Below are 14,754 nucleotides of genomic sequence, written 5' to 3' on the forward strand. Positions count from 1 at the left end.
CATGGAGGTTTTTTTATGCAGGCAATCAACAACATCAACCTCGACTCTCTGGTGGATACCGTCGTCAGCCTCACGGCGGCGTTCCTCCTCGGCGGCTTGATCGGCTTCGAGCGCCAGTACCGCCAACGCACCGCAGGCTTGCGCACCAATGTGCTGGTGGCGGTCGGCGCAGCGATCTTTGTCGACATGGCCAATCGCCTGGGCGGTGCGGAAGGCGCGGTGCGCGTGGTCGCGTATGTAGTGTCGGGCATCGGCTTTCTGGGGGCCGGGGTGATCATGCGCGAAGAAGGCAATGTGCGCGGGCTCAACACAGCCGCCACCCTCTGGGCGTCGGCCGCAGTGGGAGCCTGTGCGGGGGCCGACCTGATCCTTGAGGCCTTGCTGGGTACGCTGTTCGTACTGGCCGCCAATACTTTGCTGCGGCCGATCGTCAACAACATCAACCGCCAGCCTTTGGACGTAGTCTCGGCCGAGGTCACCAACATCCTCTATGTCATCGCGCGGCGCAGCCAGCAACAGGCGGTCATGGTGCTGTTGGAAGCCGAGCTGGCGCGATGCAACTACCCGGCGAGCGATGTCGACGTAAGGCCGTTCGGCAGCGAAGAGGTTGAAATCGAGGCCACCCTGGCCGCGACGTCGGTCGACGGTGACGAGCTGGATGCGTTGGTGGCGCGTATTTCCACCTCCAGCCTGGTGGTGCAGGCGTTCTGGAGCCCCAGTACCACCGACTGACCCGCCCGCCTGAAAGCCCGTCGAGCCAATATCAGCTAAGCTTTTTCGCGAGGAAAAATCCTACAAGTAGTCAGGACTATCCCTTCAATCAAAACGTCATTGCATTGTTAAGGTTGGGCACTTACGGCTGGGCGCTCGTTCTCGTCCAGCCGTGATTGCTCGTGATGTTCAATGGAAGGGGCCAGGCTGCGAGCGGTTTTCGTCCTGAGCGGGTGCAGTACCGTTTGTCGGAACTGTCATTTCTCACAGGTACCTAGGTCCCAGTTGATGTGTAAGGGTACTTTGACAGCCTAGGGGTGTGTATGAGCAAAGCATTAATCGTGGATGACCATCCGTTTATACGTGCGACCGTCAAGCATTTGCTGAAGTTGGAAGGATTCGATGAGATTTATCAGGCGGGTGACGGTGCAGATGCAATGCAATTGGCGCGGGAGCAACGTCCCGAACTGATCATCCTCGACCTGGCGATGCCCAAGCTGGGTGGGTTGGAGGTTATCTGTCGGATCAAGTCCCAGGGCCTGCCGTGCAGGATCCTGGTGCTGACCTCCTACCTGGCCGTGTTTTTTTCCACCCGTTGCATGCGAGCCGGGGCCATGGGGTTTGTGGCCAAGACCGGCGAGCTGGACGAACTGCAAAAGGCCATCAGAGCGATCCAGTCCGGCTACAGCTGTTTCCCGAGCCTGCCTACCAGCTCGGTACGCCGTGACGATCTGCAAGAAACGGAGCGGCAGATGATCGAATGCTTGTCGGACCGTGAACTGACTGTGTTGCAGAAACTGGCCCTGGGGCTGGGCAACAAGGAAATTGCTGAAGACATGCTGCTGAGCCACAAGACGATCAGCACCTACAAGACCCGCCTCAAGGACAAGTTACGTATGTCCTCAGTGGTGCACCTGTCCAAATTTGCCCAGCGCAATCATCTGATCTGATTTGAAATGACCGCCATCGCGTTCAAGCGGTTCGCCACGATCCTCTGGTTGAGCCTGTTGCCCATGGTCGCGATGGCCTTTGACGAGCCCACGGTTTTGCGGCTGTTGGGCCACTCTCGTATTGACCCTCCCGTCGTCACGCTGCAAGAGGCCGACTGGCGCTGGTTGCGCGAACGGCGCACCTTGCTGATGGGGGTGTCCGCTCCCGATTACGCCCCGTTTGACCTGACCAACAACCGTGAGGAGCTCGAAGGCATTACCGCCGATTTTGCAGCGCTGGTCAGCCAGGCCCTGAATGTCTCCATTGAAGTTCGGTGTTACGAAACGCGCGATGAAGTGATCGAAGCCCTCAAGCGAGGCGATGTGGATTTCCTCGGCTCGGCCAATGGCTATGAAGCGGCCGACCCGCAACTGGTCCTGTCCCGCTCCTACGCCAATGACCAACCCACCCTGGTGACCCGCACCAGCGATAGCCAGGCGCTGACCGAGGACTTGGCGGGCAAGCGCGTGGCGATGCTCTATCACTATCTGCAGCCTGAAGTGGTGCGGGCGTTTTACCCCCATGCCCAGGTGGAATTGTTTTCTTCGGCCTTCGAGGCGATTGGTGCAGTAGCGTTTGGCCGCGCCGATGTGTATCTGGGCGATGCCATCAGCACCAATTACCTGATCCACCGCAACCAGCTCAACATTGTGCGCATGGCGGATTTTTCCACCCTTGAAGTCAACCCGTTCGCCTTTGCATTCACCCGGCAGAATACGCGGCTGCCGCCGATCATCAATGCGGCGCTGGAGGCGATTCCTGCCGGGGAGCAAATGGAAATATTGCGCCGCTGGAGCGGCGGCAACCTCGGTATTGTCGGTGCCGGTCGGTTGCACTTGAGTGCCAGTGAACAACGCTGGCTCCTCAAGCATCCACGGGTCAAGGTCGCGGTGTTGGACAAGCTCCTGCCGCTGTCGGTCATCGATGATCGGGGCCAGTTCGAGGGGCTGAGTGCCGAGGTGCTGTCGCGTATCAGCCTGCGCACCGGTTTGAAGTTCGACGTGATACGGGGTAGCTCGATACCCCAACAGATCGACCAGGTCAGTGCGGGCGCGGCGGATATGCTGGCGGTCGTGACCCCCAGTGTCGAACGCGCCGAAAAGGTGCGGTTCACCCGGCCCTACCTGACCAACGCCTTGGTGCTGATAACCCGAGGTGATGAACACAGCCCGGTCACATTGGAAGATATGGTGGGTAAACGCCTGGCGATGATCAGCGGCAACGGACTGCGCGATACGATCATGCGGGATTTTCCCGGCGTCGTGTTTATCGATGTGGACAGCGCGGAGCAGGCGATGGCGATGGTAGCCAGAGGCGAAGCGGAGGGGGCGGTCAATTCGCTGATCAGTGCGCGCTATATGATCGCCCGGTATTACCGCGACCGGTTGCGCATCACCAGTACGGTCGGCTCCGAGCCTGCGCGCATCACGTTCGGGGTCAACCGCAGTCAGTTGGAGCTTTATTCGATCCTCGACAAAGCACTGCTGAGCATCACCCCGCAGGAAATGGATGAAATGATCACCCAATGGCGCAGCGAGGTGATCATCGAAGACAGCTATTGGCTACGGCACCGCAACATGATCATTCAGGGGTTCGGGCTGGCCGCGTTGCTGCTGATCGTCACGTTGAGCTGGGCCATCTACCTGCGCCGCCTGATTCGCAAGCGCGTCCAGGCCGAACGCGCCTTGAGCGACCAGATGCGCTTCATGAGCGTCTTGATCGACGGCACGCCGCACCCGATTTACGTGCGTGACCGGCAGGGGCGATTGATGGCCTGCAATAACGCTTACCTGGACGTATTCGGTTATAAGCTCGAAGACGTGATTGGTAAAACCGTGGTCGAAACCGACGCCGACAACCTGCCCCAGGCTCAGTCGTTTCATCAGGATTACCTGCGCCTGATGGCAGAAGGCGAGCCGCAGATTCATGATCGAATACTCAAATTGCCCAACGGCGATGCCCTGACCATCTACCAGTGGATGCTGCCCTATCGCGACGGTGACGAGAAAGTGGTGGGCATGATTGCCGGTTGGGTGGACGTCAGCGAGCGCCAACAGTTGTTGGGTCAGCTGCAAGAAGCCAAGGACGAGGCTGACGCTGCCAACCGGGCCAAGACCACCTTCCTGGCGACCATGAGTCACGAGATCCGTACGCCGATGAATGCGGTGATCGGCATGATCGAGCTGGCCCTGAAGAATGCCGAGCGGGGCGTGGCCGACCGGGATGCCCTGGAAGTGGCGTCGGAGGCTTCGCGTGGCATGCTGGAATTGATCGGCGATATTCTCGACATCGCACGGATCGAGTCCGGTCATCTGTCGTTGGCCCTGGAACCGGCCAATCTGCACGAGTTACTGACCTCGGTGGTGCGGGTGTTCGAAGGTCTGGCGCGGGCCAAGGGGCTGGCGCTGCAGGTTGAACTTGATCCGTTGATCGACCGCGTGGTCCTGATTGACCCACTGCGTTTCAAGCAGGTGGTGTCGAATTTGCTGAGCAATGCCATAAAGTTTACCCACGAGGGCGAGGTCAGGCTCGGTGCTCATGCGGCGTTCGAAGGGGAGCATCTGGAGCTGAAATTCTGGGTGCAGGACACCGGAATTGGCATCAGCGCCCACGACCAGCTGCGCCTGTTCAGCCCCTTTATCCAGGGCAGCAATGGCGAACAGTCGGCACGTAGCGGCTCCGGCCTGGGGTTGGTGATCAGCCGCAACCTGTGCGAAATGATGGGGGGGCGACTGCACTTGAGCAGTGTGCTGGGGCAGGGCTCGCGGGTAGATGTAACGTTGGCCTTGGTCATGACCGCTGTATTGGCGCAGGAGGGAGCGTCGGCAAACCCTCCGGCAGAGCCGCCCGATGCCCTGAGTATCCTGGTGGTGGACGACTACCCGGCCAACCGCTTGCTGCTGGCTCGGCAGTTGAGTTTCCTGGGCCACCGTATCACCACGGCCGAGGACGGGATTCAGGGGCTCGAGCAGTGGCGTGCCGGGCAGTTCGATGGCGTCATCACCGATTGCAACATGCCGTTCAAGAATGGCTACCAGTTGGCACGGGACATCCGCGTATTGGAGCGTGAACGAGGCCTGGTGCCGTGCCTGCTGCTGGGGTTTACCGCCAATGCCCAGCCCGAAGAGGCCGAGCGCTGTCGGCAAGCCGGTATGGATGGGTGCCTGTTCAAACCCACCGGGCTTGACGATTTGCGCGTGGCGCTGGCGTCGCGCTCCACTTACGCCATGAGCCCAGAGGCGGCAGCATTTGATTTGAGCACCTTGATCGCGTTGACAGGCGAGGACCATCACGCGCTTACCGAATTGTTGACCCCCTTGCTCGACAGCCTCGAGGCGGACCGGGCGCTATTGCCGACGCTGCAACGCAAGGCCGACTTCGCCAGGCTGCACGACCTCGCTCATCGCGCCAAGGGCGGTGCCCGCATGGTCAAGGCACAGGTGTTGATCGCTCGCTGTGAAGCACTGGAGGCAGCCTGTGAAAGCCAGGACCGCAACGCGCTGGGGGTGGCGATCGATGAGGTGGCGCAGGCGATCATCGCTTTGCATGAGGGGTTGAGTCGCCATTGCAATCAGTCTTGATCCCGATGACGACCATTCGGAGCTTTTGGGAGAAGTCCTACGTGATGGGGGAACATGCCTGATTTTGTCGTCGGGATTTGTCTGGAAAATGGGCCACGCTCACTGACGAGCGCTGCCTGCCCAGGGGCTTGCCATGCCGAACAAAGCACTGACCATTCTGATTGCCGATGATCTGCACTTGCAGCGGCTCTACATCGAAAAGATGCTTAACCAGTTGGGGTATCACCGGATCGTGCCGGTGCAAACCTTCGAAGAAGTCCAGATTCTCACCGCCATTCCGGCCGAACCCTTTGATGTGCTGATCATCAATGCGGGGCTGGCGGCCCATGCGCGTGGGCCCCACCCTCAGGCACGCCATGTATTGATCTACGACAACCTTGACCTGGGTGATCCCGCCGGCGCAATGCCGACGGTAGCGGTACGCCTGCCGGGCGTACCGGATAACGTCAATCTCGAACATTTCATGGACATCATCGACCCTCCCGAGGCCATGACCGGCTTGCGGGTTTTGCCGTGGCTAAGAGCGCTGTCCCGCCAACCGGTGGTCGGCGTCTAGGCCCACGTAACTGCCCAGGTGGCTTGTGCCCGATGACGGCCAATCACTGGGTATGGCTGTGTTCACGAAGGCGCTCGGCGGCACTGCGCAGCAACTGCTCGGTGCCCGACCAACCCAGGCAGCCATCGGTTACCGACACGCCGTATTTCATTGACGGGCTCAGAGGCTGGCAACCTTCGAACAGGTGGCTTTCGAGCATCATGCCGATCAGCGACGTATCGCCTTGCAAGCGTTGCTCCAGCACCTCGCTGAACACCGCCGGCTGGCGCAACGGGTCCTTGCCGCTGTTGGCGTGGCTGCAATCGACCATGATGCGTGCCGCCACGCTGGATTTGGCCAGGTCGTGTTTGACTCGGGACACGCTCTGCGCATCGTAGTTTGGCCCGCGGTGACCGCCGCGCAGCACCAGGTGGGTGTCGGGGTTGCCCGACGTCCGGATGATCGCCGGATGGCCCTGGCTGTCGACGCCGAAGTGGCGGTGCGGGTGCGAGGCCGAGCGCATCGCGTCACAGGCAATCGCGACGCCGCCGTCGGTGCCGTTTTTGAAGCCAACGGGCATCCCCAGGCCGCTGGCCATTTCGCGGTGGATCTGCGATTCGGTGGTGCGCGCGCCAATCGCGACCCAACTGAGCAGGTCATCGAAGTAGCCGGCGGCCATGGGTTGCAGCAGCTCGGTGGCGACCGGCAAGCCCAGGCGCAGCATTTCGCGCATCAGTTCCCGAGACAGCGCAAGGCCTGCGGCCATGTCGGCGCTGCCATCGAGGTGCGGATCGTAAGCCAGGCCTTTCCAGCCAATAGTCGTGCGCGGTTTTTCGACGTAGGCGCGAATGACCAGCAGCATCTGGTCGCTGACTTCAAGCGCGAGCTTCTTCAGGTTACGCGCGTATTCCAGGGCCGATTGCGGGTCGTGTATCGAGCACGGGCCAACAATCACCAGCAAGCGTGGATCATGCCCATTAAGGATGGCGCGCACAGCTTGGCGGTGGGCGTGTACCTGTTCATTGAGGAACGGGCTGAGGGGCAGTTGATGCTTGAGCTCAAGGGCGCTGGGCAGGCGCTGGGTCAGGGCTTCATTGGCGCTGTCCAGGGTGGAGACGGGCAAAGCGGCGACAGAGACGTTCATATTCTAGATTTCCTGGACAAGCGGCGGGCAATTCCCGCGCGCTTGGCCTACTGGGGTGTTCGACAATTGGCCGTATCGGCTACGTGTGTTGGCTTGCCACCAAGAAGTGACCGGTCGGAGGCGGCAGGCTGTCCCGAACGGAGCTGGCTAAATCGCCATGCAGCGCAAGTGTCGTGGCGGTAATAGGTGATGGTGTTCATGGCGTGATTCCTTAAGTGGGTGATCAAAAAATTATCAGGGGCCTGAAAAAACAAAACCCCCGGTCGGGGAGCCGACCGGGGGTTAGATTTCTCTGGCAGGCGACCCCTTGAGTAGTGGGCGCCGATTTCAGGTATCAGGCGCGCCAGCGGCTAAACCAATACCCAAAATAAAAGCTGACCAGTGCGCTCGAACCGTTCACACGGGTAGCCGACACCGAGCGCGATGCGCTGGCAGCGGGGCAAACCTGAGTGTGGGTGAGTTGCAACATGGCATGTCTCCAAATTATGCGGGGAGCTTACTAGAGCGGCGCAGGTGTATTCAATCAGTAATTTCTATCGCATGGGGGGACTTACGGCTATGGGGGGAGTGTCGATATGCTGGACGCACTTAAGATCGCCAGGACGCAACCATGACTGCCTTGACCCTTGCTGCGGCGCAAACCCTTTCCGTCGCAGGCGATGTAGCAGCCAACATCGCGCGACATCTCGAGTTCATGCAGGCTGCAGCTGCACAGGGCGTGCAATTGCTAGTGTTTCCAGAGCTGTCGCTGACCGGCTATGAGCCCGCGCTGGCAGCCAAGCTGGCCATTGCGCCTGAAGACCCACTGCTGGCGCCATTACGCGAGATGGCCCGGGAGCTGCAGTTGACGGCGGTGGTGGGTATGCCGATCCGCCTGGCGCCAGAGGCGGATGTGCTGATCGGCGCTTTGGTACTGGGAGCTGACGGCTCGGTGGCGGTCTACACCAAGCAGCATCTGCATCCGGGCGAAGAACTTGCGTTTGCGGCCGGGCAGGGCGGTGCGGCGCTTGAGTGGGGGAAGGATCGTATTGCGCTGGCTGTGTGCGCTGACTTTTCCCACGCCAGTCATCCGCGCCAGGCGGCGCTGGCGGGCGCCACGGTCTATGCCGCAGGCGTATTGATCAGCGAGAGCGGCTACGCCACGGACAGCGCGCTGCTCCAGGGGTATGCGGCCGAGCATCGCCTTCTGGTGTTGATGGCTAACCATGGTGGCCCGTCGGGCGGCTGGGCTTGTGCCGGCCGCAGTGCGATATGGGCGGATGATGGTCGTTTGCTGGCGGCGGTGCCTGGCGTCGGCGAAGCGCTGGCGATTGCCCGTCGCGATGGCGAGCGCTGGGTTGGGCACGTGGTGGCTGTGTAAATGCCTTTCTACCTGCGCGCTGCGACGGACCACGACCTGCCTTTTGCACGATCCCTGACTCACCGGGCGATGGACCGTTACTACGTGCAAAACCAGTTGCTATGGTCCGACGATGGCTTTGATAGGGCCTGGGCTGCTCGGGAAAACTGGCTGATTTACGCGGATGACTGCGTTGCCGGGTTTATCAGCCTGAGCCGTGATAGCAACGCGCTCTATATCCGCGAACTGCATATGCTCGAGGCCTATCGCGGGCTCGGTGCGGGCACCTGGGTGCTGGAGCAGATGGCGCTCAAGGCCCAAGTGCCTGGCCTGTTGCGTTTAACCGTGTTCAAGACCAACCCGGCCAAAAGGCTTTATCAGCGCACGGGGTTCAGCGTTGTCGGTGAAGACGCCGGATTCTGGCGGATGGAACGCGTTTGTCGCTCAACATCCTGTTGACGGTGCCGTTCCTTGATGTTTCAGCCTGGTCTTGTGCAGGGGTACGCATTGCGGGCATAGTTCAAAAAAACCGTTTAATTTGTTTAACGAAGTGATGAGCCTGTCACCTCTTGCGGTGTGCCAAATAGGATCATGCATCCAGATGAGTGGAATCGGTTCGCGTTTAAGGCAAGAAAGAGAGCGACTTGGCCTGTCGCAAAAAGTGTTTGGTGAAATCGGAGGCGTCGAAGCCAACGCCCAGGGCAAATATGAAAGCGGTGGGCGCGCGCCCAAGGCCGACTACTTGTCTCGCGTGGCCAGCAGAGGCGTGGATGTGCTGTACGTGTTGACCGGGACCGCGACGCCGACTCCACTGGAAAATCTGAGCCGGCTTGAAGAAAAAGTGCTGGTTGATTACCGGGCATTGTTCAAGGAAGACCAAGAGGCAATCCGCCGCCTGACGTCGACCCTGGCCGAGCATTCCCTTTCTCGCCATGGAAAAACCAAGCCTGCGCCGCAGGATTCCTGACCTTTTGCCCAGCAAATCCGGCCGTTCGCCGCTCGATAGAGGCGTGCCAAGCGCTCAAACTCCACATATATGACGCTTGCAGCTAGGTCTGCGCCCTGGTTTTTTGCTAAGGTGTTCAGCAACCTATAAGACCATATCGCGAGGTGTCTGCTTGATTAGGGTGCTAGTAGTCGATGACCATGATCTCGTTCGTACAGGCATTACACGAATGCTGGCTGACATCGACGGCCTGCAAGTAGTCGGCCAGGCCGAGTCGGGGGAGGAATCTCTGATCAAGGCCCGGGAATTGAAACCCGATGTGGTGTTGATGGACGTCAAGATGCCGGGGATCGGCGGTCTGGGCGCCACTACCAAATTATTGCGCAGCCATCCGGATATCAAGGTTGTGGTGGTAACGGTGTGCGAGGAAGACCCGTTTCCTACGCGTCTGTTGCAGGCGGGAGCCGCGGGTTACCTCACCAAAGGCGCCGGCCTGGCGGAAATGGTGCAAGCCATTCGCCTGGTATTTGCCGGCCAGCGCTACATCAGCCCGCAGATTGCCCAGCAGTTGGCCATCAAATCCTTCCAGCCCACCAGCGACTCGCCGTTTGACGCGCTGTCGGAGCGGGAAATCCAGATCGCCTTGATGATCGTCGGTTGCCAGAAGGTGCAGTCGATCTCCGATAAGCTGTGCCTCTCGCCCAAGACCGTCAACACCTACCGCTATCGCATCTTCGAGAAACTCGCCATCAGCAGTGATGTTGAATTGACCCTGCTCGCGGTGCGCCACGGCATGGTGGACGCTAGCGCCTGACATGACCACACCGTTTGATCCAAGTGCCTTTCTCTCGACCTGCAGCGGCCGCCCCGGCGTGTACCGTATGTTCGACAGCGAGGCGCGCCTGCTCTACGTGGGCAAGGCCAAGAACCTGAAAAACCGTCTGGCGAGCTATTTTCGCAAGACCGGTCTCGCGACGAAAACCGCCGCCCTGGTTGCGCGTATCGCCCAGGTCGAAACCACCATTACCGCCAATGAAACCGAAGCGCTGCTGCTTGAGCAGACGCTGATCAAGGAATGGCGACCGCCGTATAACATCCTGCTGCGTGACGATAAATCCTACCCCTACGTGTTTTTGTCGGATGGCGCCTTCCCGCGCCTGAGCATCCACCGGGGTGCGAAGAAGCAGAAGGGCAAGTATTTCGGGCCTTACCCCAGCGCCGGCGCCATTCGCGAGAGCTTGAGCCTGCTGCAGAAGACGTTTTTTGTGCGCCAGTGTGAAGACAGCTTCTACAAGAACCGTACGCGCCCGTGCCTGCAGTACCAGATCAAGCGCTGCAAGGCGCCCTGTGTGGGCCTGGTGGAGCCGGCGGAGTACGCCGAGGATGTGCGTCACTCGGTGATGTTTCTCGAGGGGCGCAGCAACGCGCTGACCGATGAACTGTCCGGGGCCATGGAGCAGGCGGCCAGTACCCTGGATTTCGAGAAGGCTGCCGAGCTGCGCGACCAGATATCGCTGCTGCGCCGCGTCCAGGACCAGCAGAGCATGGAAGGCGGCACCGGCGACGTCGACGTGATCGCGGCATTCGTCAACCCGGGTGGCGCCTGTGTGCACCTGATCAGCGTGCGTGGCGGGCGGGTGCTGGGCAGCAAGAACTTCTTCCCGCAAACCGGGATCGATGAAGACGTCTCCGAGGTGATGGCCGCGTTTCTCGGCCAATATTATGTGAGCAGTCCTGAGCGCGACTTGCCATCGGAGCTGATCGTCAACGTGGTCCATGAGGATTTCCCGACCCTGATCGAGGCGATCCATGAACTGCGCGGTCGCGAGCTGGACATCAGCCACCGCGTTCGCGGCACCCGTGCCCGCTGGCAGCAGCTGGCCGTGACCAACGCCGAACAGGCCCTGGGCGCGCGCCTGGCCAATCGACAGCACGTTGCCGCGCGCTTCGAAGCCCTGGCCGAGGTGCTCAACCTGGACGAGCCACCCCAGCGCCTGGAGTGCTACGACATCAGCCACTCCAGCGGCGAAGCCACCGTGGCCTCCTGCGTAGTGTTCGGCCCTGAAGGCCCGATCAAGGCCGACTACCGGCGTTACAACATCGAAGGCGTTACCGCCGGCGATGACTACGCCGCCATGCACCAAGCCCTCACGCGGCGCTTCAGCAGATTGAAGGACGGCGAGGGCAAATTGCCCGATATCCTCTTGGTGGACGGCGGCAAGGGCCAGTTATCCATGGCCCGCGACGTCCTCAATGAACTGGCCGTGCCCGACCTGATCCTGCTCGGCGTGGCCAAGGGCGCCACGCGCAAGGCCGGTTTCGAGACGTTGTACTTGAATGATGCCGCGCATGAGTTCACTTTGAAGGGCGACTCCCCGGCGCTGCACCTGATCCAACAGATTCGTGACGAAGCCCACCGCTTCGCCATTACCGGCCACCGTGCACGACGCGGCAAAACCCGCCGAACCTCAACCCTGGAAGGGGTGGCGGGGGTCGGCCCGACGCGGCGTCGCGACTTGCTTAAACATTTTGGTGGCTTGCAGGAGCTCTCCCGTGCCAGCATTGACGAAATAGCCAAAGCACCCGGTATCAGTAAAAAGCTCGCTGAATTGATTTATGCCAATCTGCACAGCGAATAGAATGCCTTCTCACCTCGTAGCCAGTTGTGCCGATGAATATCCCTAATCTGATCACCGTTCTACGCGTCCTGCTTATCCCGATTTTTATCCTGCTGTTCTATTTGCCGTATGAATGGAGCTATGTCGCCTCCAGTTCGGTATTCGCCTTTGCCGCCGCCACCGACTGGCTCGACGGCTACCTGGCGCGCCGCCTGGAGCAAAGCACCCCGTTTGGCGCGTTCCTTGACCCGGTGGCCGACAAACTCATGGTCGCCGTGGCCCTGGTGCTCTTGGTGCAGGAACACGGCAACCTGTGGCTGACCCTACCGGCTGCCGTGATCATCGGTCGCGAGATCGTTGTCTCGGCCCTGCGCGAATGGATGGCCGAAATCGGCGCCCGCGCCCACGTCGCCGTATCGAACATGGGCAAATGGAAAACCGCCGCGCAAATGCTCGCGCTGGTCATCCTGCTGGCCAATCCGTCGGACTTCTCGTTCTGGGTCCTCACCGGCTACGCCTTGTTGCTCATCGCTGCAGGCCTGACGCTGTGGTCCATGCTGCAATACCTGCGCGCCGCCTGGCCCCACCTGCGCACCACCGTTGAAAAGAAATAAACTTTTTTGAATCAAGGGGTTGACGGGTGCTGGGGATTCTATAGAATGCGCATCACCAAGCGGGAATAGCTCAGTTGGTAGAGCACGACCTTGCCAAGGTCGGGGTCGCGAGTTCGAGTCTCGTTTCCCGCTCCAAATATTGCGCTGCAGAGTTCCACTGAATTCTGTAAGTGATTGAAATCAGGGCCTTTAGGCCCTTTTTTCGTTCCAGCGGGAACCACTGAAATCCAGCTCCATCCAGTGCTTTTAAGTCCCGATTTAAGTCCCGAATGAGGATCTTGGATTTGGATGTGCACTGAATCGGTTTTTTGCTGGAGCAGCTTGGATAGCGAGACGAGCATCTGGCCCTGACTCTGTTCAGGAGCTCGCTATGGCACTCTCGGATACTACCGTTCGGCAAGCCCGAATCACCGGCAATGACTACACGATAGGCGACACGGATGGGCTTGCGCTCAACGTGACGGCTCGCGGCGGAAAAATCTGGCGTTTCAGATACTACTGGGCGGGCGTGCAGAAGCGCATGTCTCTGGGTAGCTATCCGCAAATCAGCCTCAAAGAAGCCCGCGTCCGACGTGACGAGGCGCGAGCCTTGGTCGCCCAAGGCATCAATCCCTATGAGCACCGTAAGCAGCAGCGTCGTGCTGTTCGTTTTGCGGCAGAGCACACCTTTGAGGCTGTGTTCAATCAGTGGGTGGAGTTCCGTAGGCTGAGCCTGAAGGAAGGGCGCCAGAGTACGCTCTCGCAAATCCTGCGAATCTTCAATAAGGACGTTCTGCCCACGCTCGGTGTGCGGTCTATCTACGATATCAGTCGTCATGATTTGCTGGATTTGCTGAGCAGGATCGAACAGCGCAAAGCCTTAACGACCGCCGAAAAATGCCGGACCTGGTTCAACCAATTGTTCCGCTATGCGCTGGTGAAGATCGAGGGGCTGGAACACAACCCAGCTTCAGACCTTGATGTGGTTGCACTCCCCAAACCTCCGGTTACGCATAATCCATTTCTTCGTATGGACGAGCTCCCGGCATTGATGGCTGCTCTTCGAAACTACGGTGGCGCCAACCAAACTCGGCTTGGCCTTCGGTTGTTGCTGCTGACCGGTGTCCGCACGGGCGAATTGCGGTTGGCAACACCCGACCAGTTCGATCTGGAGAAACGGTTGTGGGTGATACCCGCGGAGGTGGTGAAACAGCTCCAGCTAGCCATGCGAAAGCCAGGTAAGCAGACCCAAAGTGTACCGCCTTATATCGTGCCGTTGTCGGTTCAGGCTCTGGAGATTGTGCGTCACTTGCTGGAACAGGTTGTCCCCGCACAACGCTACTTGTTTGCGCATCGAAGCGATCTGAGCAAGCGTATCAGTGAGAACACGCTGAATGGCGCGTTACGCCGGATGGGGTACGCCGATCAACTCACCGGTCATGGCATGAGAGCGACGATCTCGACGGCGCTGAACGAGATCGGATACCCGAAGGTGTGGGTGGATGCCCAGCTTTCTCATGCCGATCCAGACAAGGTGAGTGCGGCCTACAATCACGCGGAGTATGTCGAGCAACGCCGGACGATGATGCAGGACTGGGCGAATCGTCTCGATCTTTGGGGGCAGGGCCAGCTGAAAGCGGCAAGCTCTCCGCTTACCATCCGATTGGAGGGGGCCGCTTCGCTGCCGTCGCTGGAAAACGTGAAAACGAATTCCATTCAATTCAACGGCGCCTTTCCGATGACAACCGTCTCGGCGCCCAAGGCTTCGGTTAGCAACGAACCAGCTCTGATTGTGTCGCACCAGCCGCCTGTCGTACCTCTTTCGGCCCCGACTGAAACGCCGCATAAATCTCACGTGTCTGACATCCAGCGCGAACGCGCCGAGATGCTTGCCATTTATGAGGCCGCTAGTAATTTGCCGTTACTGGTTTTCGCGAAATTGGCTGGCAAATCCCGAGATCAGATCAACCGTGATATCAAGGCTCGCCGTCTGCTGTCCCTGAGCCTGGGGAATCGCGGTCAGCGCATTCCGGATTGGCAGCTTGATCCGTTGCGGCATAAGTTGGTACTCGTATTGCTTGAGCGGTTTCCAGATGTAAATGCTTGGACGCTTTATCGGATGCTCTGTGAGCCCCATGAGCGACTAAAAGGCTTTTCACCTATTGATGCTCTTACTCCCGAAAATTTCAATCAAACTACAAGAAAAGTGGTCCAATGCTTAAGCTAAAAACTGTGGTGCTATATCAACGCGGTGACAAGGACTGCGTCGCGTGCTTGAGTGATGAGCGCTCTTGCTA

12 protein-coding genes and 1 tRNA gene are annotated in these 14,754 nt (G+C 59.6%); 12 read left to right on the plus strand and 1 reads right to left on the minus strand.

All coding sequences use genetic code 11. The features are described 5' to 3' along the window. Positions 1-15 precede the first annotated feature (15 nt). The 4 genes from C4J85_RS09420 (at position 16) to C4J85_RS09435 (ending at position 5,838) form a co-directional block, all read left to right on the plus strand. A complete protein-coding gene (locus C4J85_RS09420; protein WP_124362147.1) occupies positions 16-732 on the plus strand; it encodes an MgtC/SapB family protein in 717 nt (238 codons plus the stop codon). Between the two features lie 302 nt (positions 733-1,034). Continuing rightward, positions 1,035-1,661, plus strand: a complete 627-nt coding sequence (locus C4J85_RS09425; protein ID WP_124409513.1) for a response regulator transcription factor — start codon at positions 1,035-1,037, stop codon at positions 1,659-1,661. Between the two features lie 6 nt (positions 1,662-1,667). After that, the gene (locus tag C4J85_RS09430; protein WP_124409514.1) at positions 1,668-5,282 is read left to right on the plus strand and encodes a transporter substrate-binding domain-containing protein; all 3,615 of its coding nucleotides are present in this window, start codon (positions 1,668-1,670) and stop codon (positions 5,280-5,282) included. Positions 5,283-5,415: 133 nt separating this feature from the next. Further along, a complete protein-coding gene (locus tag C4J85_RS09435) occupies positions 5,416-5,838 on the plus strand; it encodes a chemotaxis protein CheY (RefSeq protein ID WP_124366569.1) in 423 nt (140 codons plus the stop codon). Between the two features lie 43 nt (positions 5,839-5,881). Here C4J85_RS09435 and C4J85_RS09440 read toward each other — a convergent pair whose 3' ends face one another. Next, positions 5,882-6,961 carry a 3-deoxy-7-phosphoheptulonate synthase gene (locus tag C4J85_RS09440; protein WP_124409515.1) on the minus strand — a complete coding sequence of 360 codons (1,080 nt, stop codon included), beginning with the start codon at positions 6,959-6,961 and terminating at the stop codon, positions 5,882-5,884. A gap of 610 nt (positions 6,962-7,571) precedes the next feature. Here C4J85_RS09440 and C4J85_RS09445 point away from each other — a divergent pair. From C4J85_RS09445 to C4J85_RS09480, 8 genes are all read left to right on the plus strand, one after another. Next, entirely contained in the window at positions 7,572-8,321 is a 750-nt protein-coding gene (locus C4J85_RS09445; RefSeq protein ID WP_124406835.1) for a carbon-nitrogen hydrolase family protein, read from the plus strand. Next, the gene (locus C4J85_RS09450; protein WP_124406836.1) at positions 8,322-8,759 is read left to right on the plus strand and encodes a GNAT family N-acetyltransferase; all 438 of its coding nucleotides are present in this window, start codon (positions 8,322-8,324) and stop codon (positions 8,757-8,759) included. It begins immediately after the preceding gene. 142 nt (positions 8,760-8,901) lie between these two features. Beyond that, positions 8,902-9,267: a helix-turn-helix domain-containing protein gene (locus tag C4J85_RS09455; RefSeq protein WP_124409516.1), complete on the plus strand. Its 366-nt coding sequence runs from the start codon at positions 8,902-8,904 to the stop codon at positions 9,265-9,267. A 151-nt stretch (positions 9,268-9,418) separates the two neighbouring features. Continuing rightward, positions 9,419-10,060 (plus strand): UvrY/SirA/GacA family response regulator transcription factor, encoded by a 642-nt coding sequence (uvrY, locus tag C4J85_RS09460; protein WP_017530522.1) that lies wholly within the window; start codon positions 9,419-9,421, stop codon positions 10,058-10,060. Between the two features lies 1 nt (position 10,061). Continuing rightward, positions 10,062-11,885, plus strand: coding sequence for an excinuclease ABC subunit UvrC (gene uvrC / locus C4J85_RS09465; protein WP_124406837.1), 1,824 nt, complete (start codon positions 10,062-10,064; stop codon positions 11,883-11,885). Positions 11,886-11,917: 32 nt separating this feature from the next. After that, a complete protein-coding gene (gene pgsA, locus C4J85_RS09470) occupies positions 11,918-12,478 on the plus strand; it encodes a CDP-diacylglycerol--glycerol-3-phosphate 3-phosphatidyltransferase (RefSeq protein WP_034119069.1) in 561 nt (186 codons plus the stop codon). Positions 12,479-12,537: 59 nt separating this feature from the next. Further along, a tRNA-Gly gene (locus tag C4J85_RS09475) sits at positions 12,538-12,613 on the plus strand. 235 nt (positions 12,614-12,848) lie between these two features. Continuing rightward, complete coding sequence (locus tag C4J85_RS09480; protein ID WP_124362156.1) at positions 12,849-14,684, plus strand: integrase arm-type DNA-binding domain-containing protein; 1,836 nt, start codon at positions 12,849-12,851, stop codon at positions 14,682-14,684. Positions 14,685-14,754 lie beyond the last annotated feature (70 nt).

The organism is Pseudomonas sp. R4-34-07 (assembly GCF_003852375.1).
Taxonomy (GTDB): domain Bacteria; phylum Pseudomonadota; class Gammaproteobacteria; order Pseudomonadales; family Pseudomonadaceae; genus Aquipseudomonas.